Annotated in this window: 28 protein-coding genes and 2 pseudogenes; 8 read left to right on the top strand and 22 right to left on the bottom strand. The window is 56.3% G+C overall.

Annotated elements, in window-relative coordinates; translation table 11 throughout:
* Window positions 1–157: 157 nt before the first annotated feature.
* Window positions 158–670, bottom strand: a complete 513-nt coding sequence (locus tag HZS54_RS11140; RefSeq protein WP_179922591.1) for a hypothetical protein — start codon at window positions 668–670, stop codon at window positions 158–160.
* A gap of 113 nt (window positions 671–783) precedes the next feature.
* Between HZS54_RS11140 and HZS54_RS11135 the strand changes: the two genes are divergently transcribed.
* Complete coding sequence (locus tag HZS54_RS11135) at window positions 784–1,824, top strand: hypothetical protein (protein ID WP_179922590.1); 1,041 nt, start codon at window positions 784–786, stop codon at window positions 1,822–1,824.
* On the opposite strand, the gene HZS54_RS11130 is transcribed toward HZS54_RS11135, so the two are convergent.
* From HZS54_RS11130 to HZS54_RS11085, 10 genes and pseudogenes are all read right to left on the bottom strand, one after another.
* A complete protein-coding gene (locus tag HZS54_RS11130; protein WP_179922589.1) occupies window positions 1,787–2,269 on the bottom strand; it encodes a hypothetical protein in 483 nt (160 codons plus the stop codon). The genes HZS54_RS11135 and HZS54_RS11130 overlap by 38 nt on opposite strands.
* Before the next feature lie 312 nt (window positions 2,270–2,581).
* Window positions 2,582–2,899, bottom strand: a complete 318-nt coding sequence (locus HZS54_RS11125) for a hypothetical protein (RefSeq protein ID WP_179922588.1) — start codon at window positions 2,897–2,899, stop codon at window positions 2,582–2,584.
* The gene (locus tag HZS54_RS11120; protein ID WP_179922587.1) at window positions 2,896–3,270 is read right to left on the bottom strand and encodes a hypothetical protein; all 375 of its coding nucleotides are present in this window, start codon (window positions 3,268–3,270) and stop codon (window positions 2,896–2,898) included. The genes HZS54_RS11125 and HZS54_RS11120 overlap by 4 nt, the downstream gene beginning before the upstream one ends.
* Window positions 3,263–3,751 carry a hypothetical protein gene (locus HZS54_RS26275; protein WP_246391918.1) on the bottom strand — a complete coding sequence of 163 codons (489 nt, stop codon included), beginning with the start codon at window positions 3,749–3,751 and terminating at the stop codon, window positions 3,263–3,265. Before HZS54_RS26275 ends, HZS54_RS11120 begins: the two co-directional genes overlap by 8 nt.
* Window positions 3,752–3,966: 215 nt before the next feature.
* Window positions 3,967–4,308: pseudogene (locus HZS54_RS26685) on the bottom strand (DNA N-6-adenine-methyltransferase); the annotation flags it as partial.
* A 95-nt stretch (window positions 4,309–4,403) separates the two neighbouring features.
* Entirely contained in the window at window positions 4,404–4,796 is a 393-nt protein-coding gene (locus tag HZS54_RS11105) for a hypothetical protein (protein ID WP_179922584.1), read from the bottom strand.
* 57 nt (window positions 4,797–4,853) lie between these two features.
* Window positions 4,854–5,816 (bottom strand): hypothetical protein, encoded by a 963-nt coding sequence (locus HZS54_RS11100; protein ID WP_179922583.1) that lies wholly within the window; start codon window positions 5,814–5,816, stop codon window positions 4,854–4,856.
* A 63-nt stretch (window positions 5,817–5,879) separates the two neighbouring features.
* Entirely contained in the window at window positions 5,880–7,166 is a 1,287-nt protein-coding gene (locus HZS54_RS11095) for a threonine/serine exporter family protein (protein ID WP_179922582.1), read from the bottom strand.
* A gap of 41 nt (window positions 7,167–7,207) precedes the next feature.
* Window positions 7,208–7,798: a rhodanese-like domain-containing protein gene (locus HZS54_RS11090; RefSeq protein ID WP_179922581.1), complete on the bottom strand. Its 591-nt coding sequence runs from the start codon at window positions 7,796–7,798 to the stop codon at window positions 7,208–7,210.
* Window positions 7,799–8,016: 218 nt separating this feature from the next.
* Window positions 8,017–9,252, bottom strand: coding sequence for a proteasome-activating nucleotidase (locus HZS54_RS11085; RefSeq protein ID WP_179922580.1), 1,236 nt, complete (start codon window positions 9,250–9,252; stop codon window positions 8,017–8,019).
* 625 nt (window positions 9,253–9,877) lie between these two features.
* Here HZS54_RS11085 and HZS54_RS11080 point away from each other — a divergent pair.
* Complete coding sequence (locus HZS54_RS11080; RefSeq protein WP_179922579.1) at window positions 9,878–10,249, top strand: hypothetical protein; 372 nt, start codon at window positions 9,878–9,880, stop codon at window positions 10,247–10,249.
* 3 nt (window positions 10,250–10,252) lie between these two features.
* Here HZS54_RS11080 and HZS54_RS11075 read toward each other — a convergent pair whose 3' ends face one another.
* Genes HZS54_RS11075 through HZS54_RS11065 form a run of 3 tightly spaced genes read right to left on the bottom strand, consistent with a single transcriptional unit; the run spans window position 10,253 to window position 13,295 of the window.
* Window positions 10,253–10,813, bottom strand: coding sequence for a hypothetical protein (locus HZS54_RS11075; protein WP_179922578.1), 561 nt, complete (start codon window positions 10,811–10,813; stop codon window positions 10,253–10,255).
* Window positions 10,814–10,836: 23 nt separating this feature from the next.
* Complete coding sequence (gene thyA, locus HZS54_RS11070) at window positions 10,837–11,850, bottom strand: thymidylate synthase (RefSeq protein WP_179922577.1); 1,014 nt, start codon at window positions 11,848–11,850, stop codon at window positions 10,837–10,839.
* A gap of 44 nt (window positions 11,851–11,894) precedes the next feature.
* Window positions 11,895–13,295: an OB-fold nucleic acid binding domain-containing protein gene (locus HZS54_RS11065; protein WP_179922576.1), complete on the bottom strand. Its 1,401-nt coding sequence runs from the start codon at window positions 13,293–13,295 to the stop codon at window positions 11,895–11,897.
* Between the two features lie 248 nt (window positions 13,296–13,543).
* On the opposite strand from HZS54_RS11065, the gene HZS54_RS11060 reads away from it, so the two are divergent.
* Both HZS54_RS11060 and HZS54_RS11055 read left to right on the top strand, forming a co-directional pair.
* Window positions 13,544–13,831, top strand: a complete 288-nt coding sequence (locus tag HZS54_RS11060) for a PadR family transcriptional regulator (protein WP_179922575.1) — start codon at window positions 13,544–13,546, stop codon at window positions 13,829–13,831.
* Between the two features lie 139 nt (window positions 13,832–13,970).
* Window positions 13,971–14,258 carry a HalOD1 output domain-containing protein gene (locus tag HZS54_RS11055; protein WP_179922574.1) on the top strand — a complete coding sequence of 96 codons (288 nt, stop codon included), beginning with the start codon at window positions 13,971–13,973 and terminating at the stop codon, window positions 14,256–14,258.
* A gap of 116 nt (window positions 14,259–14,374) precedes the next feature.
* On the opposite strand, the gene HZS54_RS11050 is transcribed toward HZS54_RS11055, so the two are convergent.
* Window positions 14,375–14,785 (bottom strand): hypothetical protein, encoded by a 411-nt coding sequence (locus tag HZS54_RS11050; RefSeq protein ID WP_179922573.1) that lies wholly within the window; start codon window positions 14,783–14,785, stop codon window positions 14,375–14,377.
* Window positions 14,786–14,869: 84 nt separating this feature from the next.
* Complete coding sequence (locus HZS54_RS11045) at window positions 14,870–15,214, bottom strand: hypothetical protein (protein WP_179922572.1); 345 nt, start codon at window positions 15,212–15,214, stop codon at window positions 14,870–14,872.
* A 354-nt stretch (window positions 15,215–15,568) separates the two neighbouring features.
* Here HZS54_RS11045 and HZS54_RS11040 point away from each other — a divergent pair, with 354 nt between their 5' ends.
* Entirely contained in the window at window positions 15,569–16,240 is a 672-nt protein-coding gene (locus HZS54_RS11040) for a ribbon-helix-helix domain-containing protein (RefSeq protein ID WP_179922571.1), read from the top strand.
* A 31-nt stretch (window positions 16,241–16,271) separates the two neighbouring features.
* Here the strand turns inward: HZS54_RS11040 and HZS54_RS11035 are convergent, their stop codons facing one another.
* From HZS54_RS11035 to HZS54_RS11010, 6 genes and pseudogenes are all read right to left on the bottom strand, one after another.
* The gene (locus HZS54_RS11035; protein ID WP_179922570.1) at window positions 16,272–16,625 is read right to left on the bottom strand and encodes a MarR family transcriptional regulator; all 354 of its coding nucleotides are present in this window, start codon (window positions 16,623–16,625) and stop codon (window positions 16,272–16,274) included.
* A 65-nt stretch (window positions 16,626–16,690) separates the two neighbouring features.
* The gene (locus HZS54_RS11030) at window positions 16,691–17,026 is read right to left on the bottom strand and encodes a DUF5615 family PIN-like protein (RefSeq protein WP_179922569.1); all 336 of its coding nucleotides are present in this window, start codon (window positions 17,024–17,026) and stop codon (window positions 16,691–16,693) included.
* Entirely contained in the window at window positions 17,023–17,322 is a 300-nt protein-coding gene (locus HZS54_RS11025) for a DUF433 domain-containing protein (protein ID WP_179922568.1), read from the bottom strand. Before HZS54_RS11025 ends, HZS54_RS11030 begins: the two co-directional genes overlap by 4 nt.
* A 422-nt stretch (window positions 17,323–17,744) precedes the next feature.
* A pseudogene (locus HZS54_RS11020) lies at window positions 17,745–18,562 on the bottom strand (IS5 family transposase); the annotation flags it as partial.
* A 310-nt stretch (window positions 18,563–18,872) separates the two neighbouring features.
* Window positions 18,873–19,766, bottom strand: coding sequence for a universal stress protein (locus HZS54_RS11015; RefSeq protein WP_179922567.1), 894 nt, complete (start codon window positions 19,764–19,766; stop codon window positions 18,873–18,875).
* Between the two features lie 101 nt (window positions 19,767–19,867).
* Window positions 19,868–20,740, bottom strand: a complete 873-nt coding sequence (locus HZS54_RS11010) for a universal stress protein (protein ID WP_179922566.1) — start codon at window positions 20,738–20,740, stop codon at window positions 19,868–19,870.
* Between the two features lie 372 nt (window positions 20,741–21,112).
* Here HZS54_RS11010 and HZS54_RS11005 point away from each other — a divergent pair, with 372 nt between their 5' ends.
* From HZS54_RS11005 to HZS54_RS10995, 3 genes are all read left to right on the top strand, one after another.
* On the top strand, window positions 21,113–22,498 hold the full coding sequence (locus HZS54_RS11005; protein ID WP_179922565.1) for a permease: 1,386 nt from the start codon (window positions 21,113–21,115) through the stop codon (window positions 22,496–22,498).
* A gap of 155 nt (window positions 22,499–22,653) precedes the next feature.
* Entirely contained in the window at window positions 22,654–23,103 is a 450-nt protein-coding gene (locus HZS54_RS11000; RefSeq protein ID WP_179922564.1) for a universal stress protein, read from the top strand.
* A 59-nt stretch (window positions 23,104–23,162) separates the two neighbouring features.
* Window positions 23,163–24,797, top strand: coding sequence for a potassium channel family protein (locus HZS54_RS10995; protein WP_179922563.1), 1,635 nt, complete (start codon window positions 23,163–23,165; stop codon window positions 24,795–24,797).
* Window positions 24,798–24,906: the final 109 nt, after the last annotated feature.

The raw sequence follows: 24,906 nt of genomic DNA, 5'->3' as shown, positions 1-24,906 counted from the left end.
CGACTTGTTCGACTGGATTTGCGTTGGAACTTGCTTGAGACATGGTGAATCACATCCGAAACTGTGTTTTCTCTAACGGGGACTTCCTGCTGGAACCCCCACAGGTCTAATCCCCATCACCCCAAACGGGAGCTATAAAACAACTCTATCTGCTTGATTAGGGGCCCGTCAGCTGTTCTGTGACTGCTTTTACGTCCTCGGTGGTCAGGAGGTTGTTTCGGCCAGCCTCCTCGATGTCCACTTGCAGCTGGTCGATGTCCTCCTCTGTCCGGGCTTTCAGGATCGAATTATACATTCGAATCCATTCCCGAACCCACGCTTCTGCGACATCTTCCCAGCTGTCGTAGTGACGTTCAGCATCCGGCCCGATATTTTCGATCACGATGCCGGGGGAGGAACACTCGCTGACTCGAGGGTGGGTGTGGTCAACCACCTTTCGAATTGCGTTCTCTGCCTTCAGATGGAATACTTCGAACCCATCGTAGTCGTTCTCCCACGATCGGTCAGCGCCCTGTTCTTGGAGTTGTTGCTTGAATTCGGCGACAACCTCGTTGACCGGAAGGTCGAACACAAACGCTGGGTTCTCGATGGTTATCACGCCTTCACACTCGATAGGGTCGCTCTGACAGGCTGGCTCCAGATCAACCGGGAGCGCATCATTACCAACCATACTCTCACCCCTTCCGAGAGATAAAAACCAACTGTGTCAGCGAGCATACGACCGTTTTCAGCGGACGGAACACCAGTCCGACCCTTTAAATGATGTTAGGGAGAATCAATAGTATGGACCGTCGGAAGTTCCTCGCTCTAACGAGCGGTAGCATCGTTGGTCTGGCTGGGTGTAGTGGTTTCGAGAAGGGAGAGAATCCTGTCCGCGACCAGCAAGATACGCCCGGAAATAGTAGTGACGCTCAAGAGGAGGCGGATACCCCAACTCGCCTCGGGTTAAGAGATGTCGGATTCGATGGGAAAGAACTCGTCGTCGCAGTGAGTGACACGAGGGGCGTAACAGACCACGTAGAAATCCAGTCCGAGACGGGACAAGGAACGACCATCCAACTCTCAGGTAACGAGGGGCGGAAAGAGATCATCGACCCAAGGCGGGCTGGCAGGCCTGATGTCCGACCGATCGGACCTGGAGAGGTGACTGTTCTCCTCTATGATAAGGAGGGCGAAGTTGTCGGGGAAGGTACTTTCGAGTACGACCCAGATCTCGTTCTGAACGTCCGTGCGGCATCTGGCTCAGTCTACCAGCAAGCGGAAGACCCGAAGTCGTCGGCTCTCTTCACGTTCTCGAATAGTGGAGTCGGCCCGACGTATCTGAAGTCTTTCGAGGTGCAGAATGCTGAGAATACGCTTCCACTCACTGAACCAGATGACTATGGGGAAGAAGAAACCACGATGGTCAGGACTGGGAAAGTGACTGGCCGAGATAGCGACCTGTTCGACGCGGTCGGGATCGACGAGGACAACGAGGACCTATTCCTTCCACAAGGAGTGCCGCTCTCATTCGGTGGGGACGGCATCTTCAGCTATACCGGACCGGAACCAGAACCAACCGAAACGTTCACACAAGTCTTCGAGGTCGTCGCGAAGACTGAACTGAATCGCGAATTCATCTTCGAGGTTACTGTCGATTTCAGTGGGGGTATCACCGAAGCGTCGATGGAGACTGCGTCTGATGCTAAGGTGTACTGCTTCGAGGAGTTCGAGGCAAACGTAGAACAAATCGAGTCGCCGCAGAGCTCCCGTTCCGGTGTGAGTTATTCTTCGATAAAAAGAGGGGCTATCCCCACTCTTCGGGGACACGCTGAACGTCGATGATCCAGCCGTGCCACGCGGCGTCCTCCATTTCCAGCATATCGAGCTCTGGGTAGTACTGATAGCTGTAGATGAGCCAAGGGTCGGCTTTGGTTCCACCAGCACCCATCCTGTAGAGACGGCCCTTCGTGTCGTCGCCTTCAGGCCCGAGAACCTCGATGGTTTTCGTCCACCCAGCATCTGGCGGTCGGCTTGACTTCGGCCCTTTGATCCCCACGACTTTGCCGGAAATGGATGTCTTGAGCGAGGATGTCCCGAAGACGATTTTGACTCGGTCTCCGTGTTGAACTTTTTCGAGGACGGCGGTTATGTGGTCAACGTTCCGGCCCGGTTCCGTTGCTGCTTCTGCTGAGTCGACGATCATCCCATTGATGTCGGAGGCGTCAGTCACGCCGGTTTCGTCGAGAGGGATATCGTCGTCAGTCTGTTCACTCTCTGGTTGGCTCATGGGAACGTGTTACTGCGCGTCTGCAATAGGGTTTCCGCCTATCTGTCGGTCCGATTAGTCTAAGATTAGGAATCGGAATGTTCCAAGCCCGAACGCACAGAGGAGGGAGAGGACGGCGTATCCAACTGCTACTTGCCATAGCCAGAAGAACAAGCTGCAGTAGGCTACAGTCTGGAAGGTTACGACAACCTGAGTGGGCGTCGGTGTGTCCAACTCGATACTGGAGTTGCTGTATGCGGTCAACGGGCCTATCATGATACTACCTTCTGTCCGCTTTCGGGGGATAGAAATAGATCCTCTGCGGCGACCGAACTACGGACTGACCTTCTCGAACTGGTCGCTGCTGTCCAGGTCGAGTTCGGACTCGGCTTCCTCGCCATGCTGCCACCCACCGAAGGCCCAGATGATGCCGAGAATGACGATCCCGACGTAGGTCCAGCTGGGTACCGACCAGTTGAGGAGCCATGCTGTGGCGCTCAGTCCTCCGTAGATGAGCGTGGTGATGACGGCGAATCCGACGAGGCCGTAGAGGAGCGGGACGCCGTAGGGCAGCTCGTTTGCTGCCCATCGTTTGATGCCTTCGATCGACTGTTCGTACTCTCTACCGCTGATAGGGTCTTCGGCTGTCATTGTAGTGGGATTCCGAGGTCGTTGGCTGTTGTTCCCGTGATGATGGGCGTATCGGTCTTGATGCAACTGACTGGTTCACCGTGGGCATCCGTTGGAGAAACCAACCGCGAGGACAAGGTATCGTTCTCCGGGACTAAGAGGGAGAACTCTTTGTTTGTGGTGGGGTCGTGCAGTACAACGAACAGACCGTCGTACGGGAACGGGTTCTGGTGTACTTCGACCGCCTCCTCCTTGACTTGTAGTGTTCGTTCGCCCGATTCAGTCACGATCGTCGGAGTGTCTGCTTGTGTGAGCTGTCTTGTGATAGTCCAGAGTCTCCCCTGGCCATCCACATTCGCGTGGCCCATATTGGCACGCTTGGACTCAACCATCTATAATATTGACGGTTTTCGGGGTTGCTAACTCCCACCCACCGGATGCAACGGCTACACTCACCTCTAAGTGACTCGCAATCTCGGCGGAGTTCCGAATACTCACGCAGACGTCTTCTCCTTCGGACGTTTTCCCGATGGTATCGATAGTGATGGTCCCCGTATCTGGTTCAATTTCTCTTCCATTCGGGAGGACACGCAGTTCGACCTTTTTCGGAAGGTCACGATGTCTCGTCGCGAGGGAGGATGTGTCGAACGTCATCTCGATTAGGTCGTGAGGAGATACGAAATCTAACGACGTGTACGTAGCTGAGGGTGAGTGAGAGGCGGATTCGTTTTCGGCCGGACTCGTCGATTTCCCGACCGGGATTGCTGCCATACAGCCCCCGTCACTGATGAGGTCATCGAGACGCTGCTGCTCGAGCGCCGTCTCAACCTCAACCCGGCTGTAGAGTTCGCCGATGTCAGAGAGCGTCTCCAAGAGTTCCTCGTGGGGCTCTCCGAAAACGCCGATCGCGTTCGGGAATTTGGCACCTTGGTCACCGCCGTGGAACGATAGGCGAGTATCGAGGAAACAGATGACCCGCGCTTCGGTAAGGTGGTCGTGAAACCGCTGGTATCGGACTTCGTTAGGCTGATTCCCAACGAGGGGGCGTCCGGGTCGTCGGGGTCGATGATCTGCTTGAGCTTCCGAAGGAAGGGTTCTGGATCAGAGTACGGAGGGTTCAGGTAGATCGTATTGACCGCCGGGAGTGCCCAGGGTTGCTGTAGGCCATCGTCTTGTTTCGTATATCGCATTTCTGCAATCTGTAGCGGTTCTGCCCCACTAGTTGGGTCTAAGTCGAACAGAGTCCGCCCACTTCCAACAAGTGCCTCCTGTAATCGTCGAATCAGCCATCGAGGAGTCCCGTACTCATCACTACTATCGTCACCGTTTTCACCTTCTTCGGGCGGTGACGGCTCACTTTCAGGATCATCTTCGTCACCGTCCTGAGGTTGAGTCTGGGAAAACGATGTCAGATCCGCGCTCTCACTCAATTCACTTCACCACTTCCAATCGGGAGACAAAAACCCCACCCCTCTCTGAAGATACGCGATGCTCTGGTGAGATGAAATCAGGAGATGGGGGTGTGTTAGGTGCCGCCACCGACCCACTTCGCCATCTCGACGAGGCTCGAGAACCCGAAGAACAGGACGATCATACAGAGCCCACCGATGGTGAGCCACATACCGATCTGCGCCCTGTCGGAGTTCTTCCCAGTCGCGAACCATAGCGTCACGCCGGCGAAGACGGCGACGAACCCTGAGTACTGTAGGGCGGCCTCAGCGACGGCGAAGACGTTGTTGAGCATTCCCTCGAAGGGATTCAGGCTCGGGTCTTCGCAGTCACTCATTTGGTCTGGACTTTCCATGTTACAATCGCTCTGGGCGGCGACGGCCCCGACTGGTCCGCCGACACTGAAAGCCAGAACGGATAGGACAAGTGTGGCTATACTTATCCGTGCGATGGCGCTCCTGATCTGCATATCTGTGCAAACAGATTCCCGGATTATGAATTTAACGCCGCTGACTGCGCCAAATGGCTAGTCTCGTAACGTTTCTATATTGGAAGGTTGCGAGTCTTCGTAGGAGATGCCATCCAGCCGAATCGTCCGATATCGGTGGGTCCACTCCCTTTCACTGGAGTCTGAGTACGTCACTCCACCGACCATCGCGATGTCGACAGTCGTCGTGTAGGACTCGCCGTACGCAGTATGGATGACAACGTCGAAAGATTGGTTCAAGCTGTCGGGCACATTGCCTGTGGATTCGGGTCCAACGGGGGTGGTTGCCGTAAAGAGTCCATCGACCGCGATGTAGGAGTCTCGATCAACCGGGAGGAGTTTTGCTTTCTGGTTTGGCATCTCATGAAGTGAGATCCGTGAGCCGTCAACGTTGTACTTGCCTGTCTGCAACATCGGGGAGTCAACGGTTTCTTCTCCATCAGCTAGTGTGACCGTTTTCCGGGGGTTGGTGATCTCTATATCTGTGATGCACGTCGGCCCAGTACCGATATTACGAACGCGGAAGACAGGCGTTGTTTCAGAGAGGTGGTGGGTCGGGTCGTAGGTAGAGACGGTCGAGATCGTGAAGCCCTCGACCACGGGGAAGGGTTGGAACTGCCAGTCTTTCGTCCCCATCTCTTCGCCTTCTGAATCGATGAAGACCAGTTCGATAGTTCCGGGCTCGAACATTCGTCCGTCCGGGTTGCTGGCCTTCTCGCAGTTGATGATTTCCTGGTAGGCCGACCTGTTGACGCCGGGCATCTTGATTTCGGTTACCTTCTTACCGCCCTGATGGAGTTCAGTCTTGAACGGGAGGGCTTCTGTTGGTTTGATCAGGAGTGCCGGCCCACTCGTCGAGAGCTCTATATTCAGGTCCTCGTCCCCAGCCGGCTGAGCTTGATCCTCGACGACATCACCAACCGATGAGGACGCCCCAGTACAACCTGCGATCCCGCCAGCGAGAGTACTGGCCGTGATAGCTAAGAACCTCCGTCGTTCCATATCTACTATTCACACAGAGTGTCGGGTGCGACTTATACCTGTGGTCAGTCGGTGTAGAGGGTCTTAGTCTTCGGTTCCGGCCTTATCGCCGCTATTCGTGTCGGTATCAAAGTCTTCCGGCGGAGAGTCAAACGTGTCGTCCTTCCCGGTGAAGGGCTGCCGGAGTGCCGAGATGAGTGACGGGCCGTGAGTTTTTGAGGTGTAGATGGATGACCCGAGTAGCCACCCGAGAGGGTAGGAGATCGCGAACCACATGATGATGTAACCCTGTTTGGTCATCGTGTAGTTCTGCCGGAGGTAGCTGTTGATGTTGTAGTAGTGGAGGAGGTTATCGAGAATCCAGATGGCGGTGTAGCTACTGTAGTCCCACACAAACGTGAGGAATGGCTCGTAGTAGGCGATGATAAGCGGGGGGAGCAGAACCACGTTCAGGGAGAACGGGTAAGCGAGCCCGATTGTTTTCCGCTTTCCAGGGACGAGGAAGAACAGGGCTGCGATGGAGGCGGAAAGGACGGCGATAAGGCTCGCGCCGAGGAGGGAGATGAACCCAGAAACCCCGAACCGAGCTGCTCCATAGATGAGGGTGCTACCCCAGACGACAGCGGCTACGAGAGTCACCAGGAGCATACTCCGGGCGTGAACGTTGATGAGCATCTGCCACTTCTGGAGCCACCCGAGGAACGCACCAGTCCACACGCGCCAGATGGGTGGCGCTTCCTTCTTCCGAATATCCTCCTCGGTAGTTCCCTTATCGTCCTCGAACTCGTCGTTTTCTTGTGGGGTGGCAGCGGTGTCCACCGGGTACGGACGTGGCTCCTCGCCTTTCCGCACGGCATAGGAGTCGTCGGCGGCACTCTTCCTGAGCCGGTCGTTGATCGTAGAGAGCGCGTCTTCTTTGATCGCTGCGTCTGGATTTGACCCACAGTTCCAGCAGAGCCCGTTGGAGTCTCTGTTGACCGCTCCGCAATGGGAACACTGGGTCGCAGACCGCTTATTGACTGACTCGACTTTCTGACCGCGCCCGTGATCGTCCGAAACCGGCCCCCGACTGACTTTGATGTCCCCCGCACCGGGGTCAGCGGTGACTTCGGCAGTGACAGTCTCCTCGAGGCTCGAATGATGCCCGCCGCCACCGCCATGCCCTTCTCCCGTTGCGATCTCGACTTCCGTTTCATCTTCATCGTCGTCCCACGAGGGGTCGAAGTGAGTGGATGCCGCCCGGAGTAGAACAGCTATTGCCCCGAGGATTCCAGTGATGATGACAACAAGCGAGCCAGAGTCGCCACTTTGGAGAAATACCCTCGGAACAGTGGCGACATCAGGTAAAACGCCGCTCAGGGATTCAATCACTGTCTCACCTTGCTATCTGTATCGACCCAACTCGTAATAGATTAATCGGTGCCACCGACTCTGGAGTAGTCGTCGGGGTAGTTCTCCATGTTCGGGTTGTTAGAGTCCGTGCCGCCGATCGGATAGCCTTCGTTGACCCACGGGTCGAATCCGGGGTCCAGTGCGTACGGGCCTGAATACCCGTTATCCAAGAGGTTCGCGGTGCGAATCCCGGAGAGGTGGTGTGGGCAGGTGCAGTAGGCGACGATACGGTCCTGTTTGCTGACTCCGTCGAGCGGGTCGTCGTTGCCACCCTCCGGCGCGGGGCTGTGAGCAGCGCCCTTGATATGAACCGCGTCGTACTGTTCGCGAACTCTCGTATCGACGAACCGCGCTTTCCGCGTGTTGTACCAGTAGTAGGCGACATCCAGCGGAATCAGTTTGATTGTCGTCCCTTCCGTCTGGTAGTCCTTGAATCGACTTTCGTCGACGTCACGCTCCGGGACCTCGATTGGATCTGGTGCGAGCCCAACCTCACTCTCCGACCAGTCTGGATCTTGCGGGTCCATCTCTGTCGAGCTGGCGCTGCTGAGACAGCCAGCACTGAAGGCAATACTACCACCTGCTGCTGCGAGGAACGCTCTCCGCTTCATACGTATTCGATATGCCCACCCACATATAAACATTAGTCTGGACTATCGATTTTGGTACTCTACCGCCGTTTCTTACTGATGGGACAGCCTAACCATGTCCCACAGCACCCATCCCTCTACAACTCTGTGAGTTCTGAACCGAAACTCAACCTCAAAACAAGGTTCGAGCGTCTGAGAAGGGGATTACGAGGCCAAAAGGAAAGGTCGGGCCGGAACTCCTACGCGAAGGCGCTGGGACGCGAGATGTCGTCGACGTTGTTCTGTTCCGCACCTTCCTCCGCGTTGGCGTCTCGGATTTTCGCGTGTGCGTCCTTGAAGTCCTGCATCGTGACCGTGGTGCGGCTGTCGCGGATGGCGAACATCCCGGCTTCCGTGCAGATCGCTTCGATATCCGCACCGGACGCGCTTTCCGCCATCGCCGCCAGTTCGTTGTAGTCGAGGTCTTCCGTGTTCATGCCGGCGGCGTGGATCTGGAAGATGTTCTCCCGGCCACTAACATCCGGCTTCGGGACCTCGATGAGGCGGTCGAACCGGCCGGGCCGGAGGATGGCGTCGTCCAGCATGTCGAACCGATTCGTGGCCGCGATGATGCGGACGTCGCCACGGTCGTCGAAACCGTCCATCTCAGAGAGCAGCTGCATCATCGTCCGCTGCACTTCGGCGTCACCGGACGTCTTCGAGTCCGTCCGTTCGGCGGCGATGGCGTCGATTTCGTCGATGAACAGGACGGCGGGCTCTTCCTCACGCGCGACTTCGAAGATGTCCCGGACGAGCTTCGCGCCCTCGCCGATGAACTTGTGGACGAGTTCGCTGCCGGCCATCTTGATGAACGTCGCGTCGGTCTGATTCGCGACGGCCTTCGCGAGCATCGTCTTCCCAGTCCCCGGCGGGCCGTGAAGGAGCACGCCACTCGGCGGGTCGATGCCGACTGCGTTGAACTGTTCGGGGTCTTCGAGCGGCATCTCGATGGTTTCTCGAACTTCCTGCATCTGGTTCTCGATGCCGCCGATCTCGTCGTACGTGACATCCGGGGAGGCGTCGACGTGCATCGCCTGGGCTCGAGCGTCGGTCTCGGCGTCGATCTTGTCCACGACCGCCAGCTGGTTGTTGATGGTGACGCGGTCCCCGGCTTCGAGGTCTTCACGGAGTTCTTCCGTGATCTCGGTGAGAGCCTCCTGGTTGTTGCCGTGCTGCCGGACGATGACGCCGTCGTCGGTCACCTCCTCGACGGTCGCGATGAACAGCGGGTTCTGCTTGAGTTTCTCGTTTTCACGGGTGACACGGTCAAGCTTCTGCTCGACCCGATTCTTTTCGGCGTTCGCGTCGAGCAGTTTCTCTTCCATCTCCTGGTTCTGCTCACGCAGGAGTTCCACTTCTTCCTGGAGCTCCTCCATCTGTTCCGCGTCTGCGGTTCCGCCATTCGGGAGGTTAGGTTCTTCCGTGGTTTCCGTCATACTCCATTTTGCGACGGTATCATTTATGAAGGTTCGGGAAATCGGGGTTTCTCCGCCAAAATGCTGCTCTCAGAGCGTTCACGGCCGTCTCAGGGTGGTCTGAGGGAGGCTGTCAACGTCGCGGGAGTAGGGTCGCTCAAGACTTCGATATGCGCGTCTTAGCCGTGTTCAGCATGTCCACCAAGAAAAATCGGGGTCTGAGAGAAACCGTCGCCGGGGACACTAATTCATGTCCCCGATCGCCCATCGGGTAAGCATCGATCAACCTCTACAGAACCACCTCCCGTTGAGGAATAGATTCGCGCCCACGCAACTGCTTTTGTCTGGTCGCAGTCATCTGAGGGGCTTTCCGTTCTTCTGGCGTTCGTTGGTGGCTCATGGTTTCCTTTGACCGCCACGTGGTAGTCGATCCTCTAACCGTAGTGTTGGATCTGCCCTACACTGTGGTTGAGGAACGATTCGGCCGATCGCGACACCCGCCTACTATTTTCAGTGGACGCTTTCACCTGGTCTACTCGGGCGACCACATCTAAATCGACACAGGCTTTGGTAATAAATTACACGCCGGGGGGATGATCCACTGTATGAGCGTTATTTCTTTGTACTGTCCATACACAGGGTATGTATGGAGCAGGTAGTTGAGACTGTCATTAGAACAGCTGGCCCCATCTTCGTTGACCCACTTCAGGTGATGGGCATCATCGACATCATCACGCAGTCCTGGTTGCTTACCCTCGGCCTCGTCCTGTTCGTCGCATCGGTCGTCCTGTCTGCGGTAAGCGGACTGTTGGACGTGGCGGCCTACATCACTGTTGCCGGAGGAGTACTGTTCGTCGGCCTCGGTTTGGTAAACTGGCTTGCTCCCGGATTGCTTCCACTGGTGATCTTTCCGAGCTCTGCTGGACAGATGCTTTGGGAACAACCCAGTGGTCTGGGCGTGCCCTTCGAGATGTTGGTGCGAATCTCCGGCCCGATCTACCCGGCATGGCTCCTCTGAGTACTATGATTGCGGCTCCCCAGAGACCAGAAGCCCTTCGTCGATGAGGAATTGGTAGCCTTCTTCGTTCCGCAGCTGGTTCGTTGTGATTCCCCGACCGGGTTCATAGATAAATCGGCAGTCGTCAGGCCTCACGTAGCAGTAGGGGAGTGCGGAGTCGATGTAGGGTTCACCAAACTGAACGGGGAGCTCAGAACTGATGTCGACGACCAATGTACTTTCGTTCCAGTCGAGTTCTACCCAGAAGTGGACAGCACCTCTGGATTCAGCGTCTGAAACTGTTTGGGGCGGCTCGAAGTCGGAACCTCCTGATGGGTCTTCGAAATGGAGAGCGCCCCAGACCAGAACCGGAGCGAAATCTGCTTCGTACAATTCTTCACAGAGGGAGAGGGCGTTTAGGTGGCATTCCCCAATCAGAGGTGGGTCCTCATAGTACCGACCACCATCATCCTCTTCCAGCCCGTGATCACTGAGCCGGGACTGACGAGCAGCAACAACACACTCTCGGACCTTCTCCAGTTTGGACTCGTGGCTACTGCTGTTGGTTTCGATTGTCGAATTCATCGTAGGAGTTGATCGGTAAACGGTTACTCTGCGATACCGAAAGAGAGTCCGGCTGCACTCTCGTAGTCGCGTAGGGTGATGTCGTCGAACTCGAGGGCGTCGACTGGCTTCGCTGCGATGTCCAGAATCGGGCGAGACTTCGGTTCTCGTGATAGTTGAGTCAGGAGGTTCGGGATGTGGTCCTTCTCGTCTTCGTTGTCGGTCGGTGCTTCACCCTCCAACCAGTCTCGGACGTCGAGGAAGTCATTCGGCGCTTCCACATCTTGGAGGTGCTGTTGGAACTCTTCGAGGTGGTTCCCGTACCACTCCCCGCGTTCTCCTGTTCCACAGTACACGTGCGCGTCCACGATCGTGTGGGAGAACGTTCCGGGTGTGAAGTCAGTTTGTTGGGCGATGGCCTTGAGGAGGAGTGAATACGCAGCGATATTGAAGGGAATTCCGAGGGCGATATCACCTGATCGCTGAGTGAGATGCAGGTTCAGTCGGTCCCCCTGGACGTTGAAGACGAACGTGAAGTGGCACGGTGGAAGGGTCGAGATGGCCGCATTCGGAGGATGCCAAGCGTTGACCACGAGCCGGCGCGTACTGGGATTTTCCTGCAGGGAGTCGATGATGTACTGCAGCTGGTCGAACGTGAGTCGACGGCCGTCGTCTTCGTCGTTCACCCATCGATGATCTGCATCTGGCCACGATTCGCCTTCGAGCTGTTCGGTTTCGGTCGGGATTGGATACCGACGCCAAAATCTGCCGTAGGCGGTATCGAGTCGGCCATCTTCGTCAGCCCACTCATCCCAGATGCCGGTCTTCTCACGTAACTCGCGGATATGCTCCTGACCGCTCAGGTACCATAGTAGTTCGTGAATCATCGACCGCCATCGGAAGCCGTCCATCTTCTTCGTCGTGAGCAACGGATATCCGTTCTCGAGGTCGATCGAATAGTGCTCACTGAACGAACTGATGGTGTCGACGGCTGTTCGGTTCGGTTTGTACGTCCCGGTAGCTAAAGCTGCTTTGACGAGGTGCTGGTACTGTTTCATGGGTTGTTATTGTGGAATTGGTCTCTTGAAAGCTTGCCTGTCCGTCAGAAGATCTCCGATGCAGCGATGGAATCGTCGTCGTTCTGCGTTCCCCGAACCGTGATAGACTGCCCGAGCCTGACATCGAAATCACTGCCTCCCGTGATGGTGATTTCGCCGTTAGGCGTATCGAGAGTGATCTCCTCTCCGACTCCGAGGACCGTACCTGCGACTTGCACTTCTTCGCCGGCGTCGTCGCCATCCGACTCGTACTCATCGATGCTCTTTGTGGAGCCGCTGGAGCTACTGGAATCGTCTTTCTCGCCCTCATCGGCTTCTTCGTCTTCTTCGACATCGTAGGACCCACGACCGGTGATGAGTACCGTCGATTGGTACCCTGTCGACGCTTCGGGCTCGTCTTCCCAGCCCTGTTCGATCTCTGCGTTCGTAATCAGAATCTCGTCGCTGACGTTGATGTCCATCTCGGCTTTGTCACCCCAAAGAGACACTCGGATGTTACCGGAGTCATCTTCGAGGTTGAGATTTCGCACTTGACCGGAGGAACCGTCGTCCCGGTCGAAGGCCCGCTTCTCGTCCAGGTAGGTCACACCGCCGGCGAGGTTGACCGAGTCTCCGAGCTCTGCCTCACCGATCGGCGTCGTCTCGGGGATGTACTTGATCTGCTCTTTGATGTGCGTGATGTCGTCGGGACTGCTGATGTGGAGTTCCAGTCCGTTATCTCCATCACGCACGTCCGCGTTTGTGACTTCGACGCTCTGTTTCACCCGGTAGTCATCGACCGCTTCTGCTGCCTCGCCCCACATCGTGACCTGGATTTCTCCGGTCTTGTCGCCGATGACGATGTTGGCGACCTGCCCGTCGCTCCCGTCGTCACGCTCGAACGTGTTGATCGATGTCGTACCGAGCACCAGCCCCTTCATCGTCACGGCGGAGAGACCTGCTGAGAGGTCCGCGACATGGTACGATTCGAGCGCCTCGATGCCGATCTCAACGTCCTCCTGCACTACTACGTCGTGGGCGCTGACTTCCAAGCCGTTGTACCCGTCCTTGGGCGTTCCGCTGATTTCGAGGACCTCTCCGACTTCAAGTTCCTCGACAGCGTCTTCGGCCATCTCATCCCAGAGGGCGGCCCGAATCTGGCCGGTTTCGTCGCCGACCTCGATATTGCAGACGGTCCCGTCTGAGTCTTCACCGTCACGAGAGAACGTGTTGAGGTCGCCGATCGTCAGTATCTTCCCGAGGAACTCCACCTCGTCCATGCCGGCGTCGATCTCCTCGATGTTCTGTACTCGGCCAGTAGTGAGACCATCGGAGACGAGGACGGCAGCCGCATCCTTGTCGACGAGGCCATTCATCTCCTCGATTTTGTTTTCGACCTGTTCCTCAAACTCCTCGAAACTGGTGTCGCTGTCGAGGTCCTGGTAGACGTCTTTGATTGTAGTCATGGCTTTCTTGTGGATTATTCCGTGACGGGTGATGAAACCTTCTCTGGAAACCCTTTGGAATGATACACTTCTACCACATACCGAGTGATACAAACCCACCTTACAGAACCGTGATCTCACTCAACCTTCAGCTGGCGGTGAGGATAGGCCGCTTTCAACCGTCCGTGTTCGGATTAAGTAACTGTCATCAATTCCGGGATATATAGGACAATATATTTACGTTACCGGATTAGAACTTCAATTGGACGATGTACGACTTGACTGGCTTTCAGCGAGACCTCCTGTACGCTATCGCTGGCAAATCGGAGCCTCACGGCCTCGCGATCAAGGATGAACTCGAAGACTACTACGAGAAAGAGATACATCACGGACGCCTCTATCCGAATCTTGACACCCTCGTCAACAAAGGACTCGTCGAGAAAGGTGAACACGACCGGCGAACGAACTCGTACTCGATCACACGGCGTGGCGAACGGGAAATCGAAGCCCGTCGAGAATGGGAAGGTCAGTTCGTATCGACCGAAGCTGCTCAGTGAACCGGATTTCACGGAGAAGAGAGGTGTGGGCGACGGCTGGCAGGTAACCTTCAGTATTTTCTCTTGGACGGCGTACTCCTTGAGCACCGCACCCCCGGCACTACGGCAGAGTTTTCTTCAACGAACGACAATAGTGAGTATGAACATTCCAGTGGAAGACGAGCCAATCAGCATGAAGGTCATCCAGACTGTTGCTGATGAGAAGGGGGTCGACCCTACGGAGTTGCCGCCCTTGGGTGAGCAGATCAACCCGGATGCTTTGAACGAGCTGGTAGAACGGGCAAAGAAGGATTCAACCAGTGCGGTAGATGTGACCTTCACGTTCTCTGGAGTCACTGTAAGAGTTCACGATGGTGACGGAATCGAAGCAGTGCTGGCTAACAAATGCAGGAAGCCTCCCGAACACGACCAGAGTGACCACACCTAAGAAGATGCAGGTCGTTTTTTGCTCACCTTACCAAGTGAATGAGACGCCCCCGTTCAAACGACTTGGTAAGGTTCGGCTGATCACCCTCAACTCGTACAGAACTGAACGACAGAAGGTTAGTCGGTACTCTGGTCGAACAGTTCGCGTTCGAGATCGGTGTGTGCCTGGACGACCGCTTCGATATTCTCGTGGTCATCAGGGCGGTAGAGGCCGGTTGCGCCCATCGACTGGACGATCCAGACTACTTCTCCGGCGGCGGTGACGCAGAGGAAGACGTCCACGGCACCTCCAGGGATGCCGAACTGATCGACGTGGTGGAACGACCGAAGACCACCGGGCGAACCGGTCTCGAGGATCGCGTAGTGCTTCGCTTGGACGAATTCCTCGACACTGGGGAGCGGATTTGCCTTCGTCTCGTACTCACAGCCGGGTGTCGAACAGCTGACTCGGTAGTTGAACTGAGCGCCATCGATTCGTACTGGATCAACCTCAACATCTTCCACGCACGCAGGGCAAGTGAATTTCATACTCCTCATCACTCTACAGGCGGGTAAAAACCTATCCTAAGCCGTGGCATAGGTTACAGTAGTCGCTGGTCACCGTTTTCGTATTCAGTTTTCTCTTGATGGTCCAAACGGACTTTGGTTTTTCTCCCACCGATGATGGAGGAAGAGATTTATCGGAGTAAGGACCACGACCGTAGCGGCGAATACAAATCCTGCTATGACAGGCTTCGCTTTATCCGGTAGTTCTGTGTCTGGCGTATTTGTGGCCATCAATTCGACTACAAGACCAAATGAGTCTGTCGCCCCCACTATTATAACAGCGAGTATAGCGATGAGGACGTTGATTCCGTGGACTGTGTGCCGACGGTAGCGGTAACCCTGTTTTGATGGCATTCTCTCTGAATTTCCCGTATTTAAGTCATCGCCGCTTCTCGGCTGGTCAGCTGTCATAGATGCGTGCCGTGAGTGAAAGACCAGGGCGATGGGTATTGATCGTTTTGGTGCTGAGAATTCAGTTTCAGTGCCGGTAGATTTATATAATAGTTTCAGCCGATGTCGCCGGCCGGTGCCCCTGGTTAAGTTACGAACGACATGAAACGTTCACGACTTCATTTCGCCCAAGAATACCCGTCAATATAGTAGGAGTTACTGTCAGATTATCTAGAGAGAAGTAGCAACGCTAGTGTAGCTGGATCAATATCGATTCGATTACGACAATACGGAACGAACTTCGTAGTCTATCTACCATCGGATAGACTACGCATTATTATGAATGAGTGGCGTCATCATCGTAGTTGATACGATATGGAACCAATTACACTCCGGCTACCAACTGACCTCCTCGAAGAGTTAGATACCGAATCGGAAGAAGCTGGATTCAGTAGTCGATCAGAATACGTCCGCCATCTTCTCTTCAATCGCCCCGACCTCAGTCAACTGGCGACCACAGATGGATCGACAGCAACACCAGAGACTGAACGAGTCGAAGAACTCGATCAAACCGTCGACGAGCTGACGGAGCGGATCGAACTACTCACGCAACGGGTAACTGACCTTGAGGGGGAAACTGCTTCCAGTGACGGAGACTCATCTTCTTCCTCACCCTCATCTCCTGTGAGTTCAACACCGGAGACGCCGTCTACAGATGGAGAATCACCTACTGGAGAACGATCCGACGGTGACGCTCACTCAGCGGACAGCGATACGGATCTTGCTGAATTTGAGTCCTGGCTCGAGAGTGACGGCCCCCAGAGTGCTAACGCTCGTACTGTTCTGTTGGACGCTGCTCGGATTCTCGATGAGCAAGGACCGCTTGGAGCAAGCGAATTACGACAGCAACTGTTCGATCAGCATCCAGAGGCGTACGATTCTGCCGAGGCACTGTGGGCATCAACGGTTGAACGTCTCTACGACGAACTTCCCGGATTCGACCGGCCAGAATATGGGCAATACACGTTCAATCGGGGCGATTTGTAGAACCTGTCCAAGAAGTGGCACCCCCAGCGGTCTATCGGGAGTCTAACGAGCTGAGTTCGCGTTCCCAGTCCTCTCTCGCATACATATCGTCGTCCGGGGTAGTGTCATGCAGACGCTTAGCTGTATCAACTGATTCGAGACGGCGTTGAAGATACTGACCGCACTCTGAATCAACGAAATACGTGTCTTGTGACCTCTCTATTAGTTGATCCTCAGCGAGAATCTCTATCGTGCTCGTCGCTTCCGTTTCGCTACTATCAATCGCTGACGCAATTTCGGCTAAACTGAACCGATCCCCTCGATTTCGGACGAGGAAGCTGAGGACTTTGTACTCGTCGGTTCCTGGTAGTACTGGATATGGGTGACTGCTATCGTTCTCTGCCATTAGTTATGCGGTAGTTCTGTAGCGTGGTAGGATTTCTGGACGGTCTACCGAACTGAAGTGAATTTTCACACCCAGTCACCCGGCACGTACAGAACGGTCCCCATACAGTCGTCAGTGAACGTCTCGATCCGACGGATTGCCGCAGCGATTTCCCCTGGTGGGGCAGTTGTCTCACAGGCAAGAATCCCTGGTTGATCCTCGATATCTAATTCAGGATCGGCACCGCGAAAGTCAGTGTCTTCGCTCAGAATGAGACGGTTCGTGTCGCGTGCGTGTTCCAAAAGGTCTGTATCTTCAGACCCAAGATCGATATCATCCCCAACGACTGTAATATCGTGACCTTCACCACGGAGCGCAGAAACGATTGCTGGTGGGATGTGTTCGTCAGCCAGTAGCCTCATGCTTCGGGTTCTGACTGGGTCCTTGTGTCGAGATCGTCAGGACTGCGAATGACGGAGCGCTCGTCAGAGACGGTCTGTCGCTCAGCTTGGACCCGCCGCATCTCCTCAGCGTGATCGTAGTAGTACACGAGAGCACGGTAGACATCAGCGATATCGAGGTCGTAGTCGGCGGCAACCTGTTCGGGAGAGTCGCCAGCATCGATTACCCGTTTAGCGATATGATGGACGCCGATACGCCTGCCCTTGATCCGGGGCGCACCACCTAGCGTATCAGCCGTCGAGACGATTTCTGTCATAGAGGATACTACGCCCTAAGCACTAATAAATGCTGGCGGAGAGTGATATGCAGTCGTTTGACCAAATATTTCCGAGAATTTCGCTGATTAGTTGTCCTGTCGAGTGAATGGTCTCGGAGTCACGTTTCGAAGCACTCGGCCTCTTTTCCCTGACATGGTTGCCAGTAGACACGCGCGCTCGCACTGACTTTCTTCGTGTCTTGCAGTGTTGAACGCAAGATAGCCTCCGAATTGAAATGTTGACATGGAGATTTGCGACAGTATCTACGCTCTATCGACAGAATCTAAGACCAGACGATTCGATTTTGGCTCACTTGGTCGGTATTCAAACATCAGATTCAGGTCATACCGTACGTAGTAGCAAGTGGACAATGGCGATGCCTCTCCCGAATATGTCCGGAGAAAGGGTGCAGTCGGCGAGAACTCGCCGCCTGCGCGAGGTTATGCACGATGCACTTCCGAGTGAGCTCTCGGAACTGGCCATGCCAGCTCCGAGAGCGGATTTCGTCGCCGTCGTCTTTCAGCATCGCAAACACGGTCTCGCTCATTGAGCGCTGATTGTAGACATCATCGTCAATTCCGGCGTTAAGAGCCTTCTTCAGCGCGTTTTGCTCACAGTGTTTTTGATCACTGGGCGCGTGGATGCGTCACGACAGGCTTTCCAAAGATCGCTCCATGAGTACATCTTGTCAGCCAGCAGTGCCTACAGGTCTTCCGGCGGAACGCCGAAGACCTGCAGCCCGATATGCCCGTCATAGGCCTTTTTCGTCGTGAAATGGGCGTCCATGATAGCAAGCGACTCCGTATCAACGAGCAGCGTCGTCTTCATCGCGTTGAACGAGTAGCCAACACGGTTGCGGTAGTGTGAACTGGCCTTGTCTCGCTGGAAGCCGCTGGCGTCAATTGATGCAGTTCCAGAGAGCCCCGCCTGCTCCGCTGAGCGGCGGAGCAGGCGGCGCAACTCCTGTATTGGAAATTTGTCGTCCCAGACACTGAACGACGAGTGATCAGGGGATTCCTCAAGCCCGAACACATTGGGGATTCCCGGCATCTCGTTCAGGTAATCTTCGAGCTGGCGGAGTGGCTTGTTGATTTTCTCCTTGAGCAGAATGAGCGCGATTTTCGTGGACTTGGCGTACCCGTCCGCGCCATCGGACGCGGCGGGTACGTCCGGTTCTTCTACGTGGTTCGTGACAAAGTCCCGAAACGTTCGTGCGAGAGTGCTGAGACGCCCCCATATCGCCAGACGGCGTCCAATTCGACGTTAATGTCACGGAAAACCGATCTGAGAGCATCTCAGATACTCGTTTAGTGCCCGATCAACAGAGCGTCGTCAGTCATTCCTGGATTCCTCCGTTGACCATAATCTCCACCAAGTGGTCGAGATGCTCAACCTGATCATTCTCTGGATCATAATGTGCCAACGGCATTTTTTCAGAGAAGTACTTTGACACGGCGTTTCGTTCATGAATGCCTGGCTTCGGCAGAGGCCTCATCTCCCCGTTATCGATCTGTTCAAATTATTAGAATAATTATCCACTCAACTCCTATCAGCGCACTCGATCGCGTGCGTTAACCGCAACGACCGGCATCTCGGCGTGCCTGACGATCCGTTCGGCCGTACTCCCCAAGAGATAGCGATTGAGGCCCGTTCGCCCGGCCGTGCCCATCGCAATCAGGTCGATATCAGCGTCATCGGCGTACTCGAGGATGTCTCGTGCCGGCAATCCCTCGCGAACAGCAGTGACGGCGTCAAGGTCACGGTCCTGTGCTTGCGTCGCAATCCTCTCAGTCGCGGCTTCCCCCTCGGATTCGAGCTGCTCTATCACCGCCGTTGGTGGCGTATATTCAGGACTGGCGGCGATGTCGCCGATGTCGACGATGTTCACCGCGTGGACGCGAGCGCCGGTTTGGGCTGCGATCGCGAGCCCGTGTTCGACAGCTGCAGCTGCTGGCTCGCTCCCATCGGTCGGAATGAGGATCTCGTCGTAGTCCTCGGTGACGCGGCTCCGGTCGGTGGCCCGAACCGTCAGGACCGGGCAGTCGGCGAGGCGAACGACGCGTTCGGTGACGCTGCCTGCGATGTATCGATTGATTCCTGTTCGACCGTGGGTCCCCATCGCGAGCAGATCGGCGTCGTGGCCGTCTGCGTACTCGAGTATCGCCTCACCCGGCTTGCCTCTCACAGTTGTTGTCTGCAGCGAGTCCGTCTCGCCAATAGCGGCCTCGACGGCTTCGATCGTGTTCTCACCTTCCGTTTCGAGGCGGCCGATGAACTCCTCGCCCACACCGCCGGCACTGAACGCGCCGGCAGCGGCCTGTACATCGACGACGTTGATCACGTGCACTGTCGCGTCGAACCGTCGTGCGAGATAGTGTCCGTGTTCGGCGGCACGAATCGCATGGTCGCTACCACCGGTCGGAATGAGAATCGTCTCATACATACCGTATCTCTACGTGATATATGGGCGTCGGTTCAAATAAACTCACGCTGCACCCCGAAGCACTCGGAGATGCGATTCTTACCGACTGTCTCGGTACGTATTCATTGGCTCGATCGAACTGTGAGTACAGGAACGGGTGACGTTCGAACGAGCTTCTCGGTGACGCTCCCCAGCACGTACCGATCGAAGCCAGTCCGTCCGTGCGTCCCGACGACGACGAGATCGACATCGTGCTCCTCGATGTGTGAGAGAATCGCGCGGTGGATCGACGAACCAAATTCGACTGAGCCGGACACGGAGTCGACGCCTTCAGTCTCCGCGTGGTCGGTTGCTTCCTCGATAATGGTGTTCGCGCTCTCTTCGAGGGCCTCCATCTGCATCTGGATGAGGACGTCCGCGCCGAGACTCGTCATGTTGACGACGGACAAAAGCTGGAGTGTCGCTTTCTCAGCAGTGGCTACATCGATGCCCGTTGTGAGAGCGTCCGTCGCACAGTCGCTCCCATCAGTCGGTAGCAGTATATCTTGATACGGATACGTAACTGTGATGTCTTCGTCCGGACGGATCGTGAGTACGGGGGTGTCCGCCCGTCTAACGACACGTTCGGTGGTGCTTCCCAGCAGGAATCGCTCGAGTCCTCGCCGGCCGTGCGTCGGCATGACGATCAGACCGACGTCGCGGGCCTCGGCGTAGTCAACGATCGTACTGTAGGGTTCGCCCTGTAGCACATCCGTTTTCGTGGTAAGGCCGCGTTGTTGTGCGCGGTCAGCAGCGTCGAGAACAATCTCGTCACCTTCCGTTTCGAGCGTGTCGACGACATCGCCCCGTATCTGCGTGATACTGTCCCGAGTCGTGTCCGCCACGTTGAGGATGTGGATCGTCGCATCGTGTGTGGTGGCGATGTCGAGGGCGTGATTGAACGCGACTGTCGCTCCGTCACTCCCGTCCGTCGGAATGAGGATGTTGTCGTACATGGGCTCTGGTATGGGCTGTTCATTCTATGGACTGATTATGGTGGCTGTTTGCCAGCCCCAACAACGGGTGTCGGCAGTACTACCGAGGATAGCGCGACCGGTTCGTCCGGTTTCGCGGCGAGCCATTATTGGGGATCATATGCTCGTTGTCAGCGATCTCACGAGCGGAATGCCGTGACGAACTTCTGTCTTAGCTTGGCACTCCAGTCTGTTACCCGGTCGACATCCCATCAGGCTCGTATGAGATTGTTCTCCCACATATGATGGGATCGCAGCTTGAACGAGAGTATCTGGGAATCTTAAGTAAACGACTCTGAGTGCTTTACATTCCGAAGAGAAACTGCAAAAGTCGATGCCTGTGATGGGTTACGTATGCAGGCCACGGTCGTCGACGGCGTTCTCGAGTCATTACGAATCGGAGTCGGCTTCCTCTGGACGGCGGCGTGGGCGATCATCATGGGGCTCACAATCACGAGTCTCGTCCAGGTATACGTCTCCAAAGAGCGAATGGCACAGGTACTGGGGGACGGTGATCTGAGCGGCCTCACGAAAGCGACGGTATTCGGGGCCGCGAGTAGTGGCTGTAGTTTCGGCGCCGTCGCCATCGGCAAAGGCCTGTTCAAGAAAGGCGCACACACGGTGAACTTCCTCGCGTTCATGTTCGCCTCGACGAACCTCATCGTCGAACTCGGCCTGATGATCCTGATCTTGCTGGGCTGGGAGTTCCTCGTCGCCGAACTCCTCGGCGGTATCATCCTCATCGCGGTCATGGCCGTCATCGTCCACCTGACGCTCCCCGAGAACCTCTTCGAGAGCGTTCGCGAGGAACTCATTCAGCGCGATCACGAGCAGGGCGTCACGGAGGACCCGACCTGTGGGATGGAGGGCAAAGACGAGTACTCGATCGTGACCGGCGGCGGCGAGACGCTGAAGTTCTGCTCGGAGGGATGTCTGGAGACCTACCAGCAAGAGGCCGCAAGTAGCGGCAGCTGGCGCGACGAACTGCTGTCGTGGGGCGGCTGGTACAAGATCGGCAACCAGTACCGCAAGGAGTGGTCGATGATCTGGACGGATATCGTCGCTGGCTTTCTGATTTCGGGATTCGTCATCGTGTTCGTTCCGCAGTGGGTGTGGAACTCGCTGTTCCTCCAGGGCGAGGGGGTGCTCGTGAGTGCCGAGAACGCGGTCATGGGCGTGGCTGTCGCCGTGCTCAGTTTCGTCGGGAGCATGGGGAACGTCCCGTTCGCGGTCGCGCTGTGGGGCGGTGGCGTCAGCTTCGCGGGTGTCATCGCGTTCGTCTACGCCGACCTCATCACGGTGCCTGTGCTTAACGTGTATCGGAAGTACTACGGCTGGACGGTGATGGCCTACATCCTCGGCGTGTTCTTCGTCACGATGGCCTTCTCTGGCTTTCTCATGGAGGAGCTGTTCGACGCCCTCGGTATCGTTCCGAATCTCGCGGGTGGCCAGACCGCGAGCGAGCAGACGTACTTCAAACTCAACTACACGTTCTACCTCAACGTGATTGCATTCGGTCTCTCGGGGTTCCTGCTGTACGTCTACCGTCGGGGACTGGGTGCGCCCGGGGAGTACCGCGACCCGGTCTGTGGGATGCGGACCGACGACAGTGAGCCAGCAGCGACACACGACGACGAGACGTACTACTTCTGCTCACAGACCTGCAAGGAGAACTTTGAGGACAACCCAGTGGAGTACGCCACCGGACATCCGATGGTGATGGACGGCCACGACCACTAACAATCACATTGCGGCTTCGTACCCATACAGAGAGTCATCCTCGTTCGCCACTCTGTTGATTCAACGATGGGAACATATAGGTCGCTGGTGCGTGCCTCCCGAGCGACGAGAATCGGAAGCCCATTTTATTGTATCCGGCTTTGACGTTCGAGTGAATGTACGACCGGATTCTACTTTCGACGGACGGCACGGTTGCGTCTGAACAGGCCGAGTCGCACGCACTTGATCTCGCAGCCGCTCACGACGCAGACCTCTACGTGCTCTATGTCGTCGACGAGGATGTCGTGACTGCGTACAGCGGTGACGAGTACGTCGACGAAGCTGAAGGCCCTGAACACGGCCTCGAAGAACACGGGGAAGAGACGCTTTCGGACCTCCGTCACCGAGCATCGGAGGCTGGCGTCGATGTCGAAACGGCGATGCATCACGGTCGCCCCGCCGAAACCATCGTGGAGTACGCAGACGACCAGGACACGGACCTGCTCGTGCTCGGAACGAAACATCGACCGGAGGAATATCGCGCTTTGCTCGGGAGCGTCACAGATCGCGTCCTTCGATTGACCACCCGCCCAGCGACCGTCGTGAAAACTAAAGTCAGCGAATAGTACTCTCGGTGTCGGTCCAGTTCCGTACTGATAACATCGGTGCAGACAGATGCTCTCGTATGTCGTTTCGATCCCGTCGAACCGTCTACTACCTCCTGTTAGTCGCCGTGACGACGCTGGTGTTCACTGTGGCGTACAACACCGGCATGGCACTGTGGGAGGGGCATCAGCAGCCACTGTATCGCTCGCTCGAAATCGTCATCCAGAGTTTCACGACGACCGGGTACGGCGAGGATGCCCCGTGGCAAACGCCCCAGATGAACGCGCTCGTGATTGCGATGCAACTCGCTGGCATCGGTCTCATCCTGACAGCAGTCGACGTGTTTGCCGTTCCGTGGCTTCGGAGTGCCCTCACACCGACGGCTCCCGACGCGGTCACGGACGTCGAAGACCACGTCATCATCTGTGGTCACACCCCTCGCACTGACGCGTTTATCACCGAACTCGAGGCCCGCGACCAAGAATACGTCCTCGTCGAATCTAACCACGACGCGGCAGGTGACCTCCACGAATCGGGGTATCGAGTCGTTCACGGTGATCCCGAGGCCACTACAACACTCTCGAACGTCGGGATTGAGACAGCGCTCGCAGTGGTTACCGACGTCACTGACGAAATCAACGCGAGCATTACGCTTTCGGCGCGTGAGGCAGCGCCTGACATCCGCGTGATCACGCTCGTTGAAGACGCCGAACTCGCTCAGTACCATCGTGCAGCCGGTGCAGACGACGTTCTCTCCCCGCGTCAGTTACTGGGACGGAGCTTGGCTACCGAAATCCCGACTGCGGTCACGACGGAGATCGACGAGGGCGTCAGTATCGACGAGAACTTCGAACTCGTCGAAGTTGCCGTCGCCGAGTCAAGTGAACTGTGTCAGCAGACGTTCGTCGACGCCCGTCTGCGCCAGCGCTTCGGCGTGAACGTCATCGGCGCGTGGTTCAATGGCGATTTCGAATCGCCCGTTGATCCGACCGACAAACTGACGGCCGGAACGCGACTGCTCGTCATCGGCGAATCCGAGCAGGTAGCAGCCCTTCAGGAAGCGACGACCGCAACTGTCCAGGCGTTTTCCTCCCAGCGGGTCGTGCTCGCTGGCTACGGGGATTCCGGGCAGGCAGCGTACGATGCGCTACATGACTCGCATTCCAACCTCACTGTGCTCGATATCGAAGACGGAGACCAGGTCGATTGTGTGGGGGATGCGCGTGATCCCGCGGTGTTGGAGGAAGTCGGGATAACGGATATGGCCGCGATGGTTCTCATGGTTGGGGACGACACGACGGCCATTTTCACGACACTTATCGCCCGCGAATTGAATCCGGATCTGCATATCGTCGTGCGGGCAAACGAGGAGCCAGATGTTGAGAAACTGTATCAGGCTGGAGCTGATTACGTGCAATCGTTGGCCACGGTCAGCGGACGGATGCTTGCGTCGACAGTGTTCGAGGACGAAGAGGTACTCGTGTACGACCGACAGATCAGCGTCGTCCGTCTGCCTGCAGACGGGTTGGAGGGGAGGACACTAGCTGGTGCGGCCGTCCGATCGGAGACGGGGTGTACCGTCGTCGCAATCGACAGAGGCAGCGAAACCATCACCGATTTCGACCCGACAACAACCACCTTCGAAGCTGGAGACGAAGTCGTCGTCGCTGGTACGGACGAATCCATCACACGATTCGAACGGCGATTTAGTTGACCGGGAGACTGATGTCGACGGTGCTACCCCACTCGTATCGGTGGATACGGGACTGTCTCGATGAGCCAACTTGGACGATGTCGGTGTTTGAGAGTTAGCTAGGTGTCGG

Source organism: Halosimplex pelagicum (genome assembly GCF_013415905.1).
Classification (GTDB): Archaea; Halobacteriota; Halobacteria; order Halobacteriales; family Haloarculaceae; genus Halosimplex; species Halosimplex pelagicum.
This window is presented reverse-complemented; position numbering and strand designations above follow the sequence as displayed.